The sequence below is a fragment of the Bradyrhizobium lablabi genome, from assembly GCF_018129385.1.
Taxonomy (GTDB): Bacteria; Pseudomonadota; Alphaproteobacteria; order Rhizobiales; family Xanthobacteraceae; genus Bradyrhizobium; species Bradyrhizobium lablabi_C.
This window is the reverse complement of record NZ_JAFCLN010000050.1, coordinates 1-1,339: the sequence shown is the minus strand read 5'-3', so window position 1 is coordinate 1,339 and position 1,339 is coordinate 1. Positions and strand designations below refer to the sequence as shown.

1 protein-coding gene is annotated in these 1,339 nt (G+C 64.5%); it reads right to left on the bottom strand.

From position 1 onward, the window contains the following. Positions 1 to 1,257, bottom strand: a 1,257-nt coding sequence (locus JQ628_RS34320; protein WP_249128769.1) for an integrase core domain-containing protein, incomplete at its 3' end; no start/stop codon positions are given. Positions 1,258 to 1,339 lie beyond the last annotated feature (82 nt).

Below are 1,339 nucleotides of genomic sequence, written 5' to 3'. Positions count from 1 at the left end.
CGACATAGGTAACACAATTCGGGTTTCGTTCTGGTCTGTTGTTGTTGAGGCCGTGGACCCTGTGGGCAACGCGTGAGCGTTGTCCACAAGTCCACGGCCGTTACGTTTTGGTTTGCGCAGACGGTCGTCTCGGTCGGAGATCGTGCCGAGCACGATCGGACCGTAGCTGACAGTCCACCCGGTATCGATGTTCTCGGTCAGGCCGACCGGTTCGCCGATCAGAGCCTCACTGACGTAGACGGTGCGGCCACGCCATCTGATATCGCCGTTGCGCCGCACCCGCCGCACGACGTGCCCGGCGTCATATTCCGGCTGGCGCAGGATGCCCTCGTAGCGCCGTGGCGATGGCGCGTAATGATCCGCCGGCGTGGCATCGCCAAGGGACTGGTGCGGACGCTCCTCGTTGTAGAGGCGCTGGAAGTTGCGCAAGCGCTCGATCTGCTGACGCAGGCTGGCGGCCGGGGGACTGGCGGTGTCCTGCAACAAGGTCAGGTGCATGCGCTCATGCCGGCCGTTCTGCTGCGGCTTGCCTGGAGCAATGCGTTCGGGAATCACGCCGGCCTTAATCAGCATGACCGACAGCCGTGACAGCCCGCCGGCGCCGCGCGAGGCAAACGGCGAGCCGTTGTCGGAGCGCATGTAACGCGGCAGACCGAACTCGCGGAACGCCGCATCCAGCACCGGCCAGACATGGTCGGTGTCGGTGCGCTTGAGCGCCAGGCAACGCAGCAGATACCGGCTATATGCGTCAGTGATGGTCAGCGGTTCGCAGCGCCTTCCGCCGCCGGTCAGGAACCAGCCCTTGAAGTCGATGCACCACACCTCGTTGGCGGCAGCGCATTGTGCAAAGGGGGCACTTGAGGGCGGGCTACGGCGACGCAGCTTGCGCTTCACCGTCAGCCCTTCGCGGTCGAACAACGTCCCGATCGTGCTCGCCGCAGGCCAGTCGGTCGCCGGTGATCGGCGTTCGAGCCAGGCCCGCACTTTCAGCGGCCCCCAGGTCGGGTGCGCCCGGCGTACCGCAAGACACTGCTCGGCCACCTCCTCCGCAATCGCATGCGGATGATGCCGCGGCGCTCGCGAGCGATCGCACAGCCCCTCAACGCCTGCTTCCTCGTAGCGTGCAAGCCATTTGTAGCCGACCCGACGGCTCACGCCGAACTGTCGGCATGTCGCTGCAAAAGATGCCTCTCGCTTCTCCAGCGCAATCACAAAGCGCATCCGCTCATCCACGGCACAGGTCTCCGTCCATCCCATCAGCGAGGTCCTCCTCGCTGATCAGTTGACCTGTTACCTATGTCCCCGGTCTAATCTGTTACCTATGTAGCCGGTCAGGACC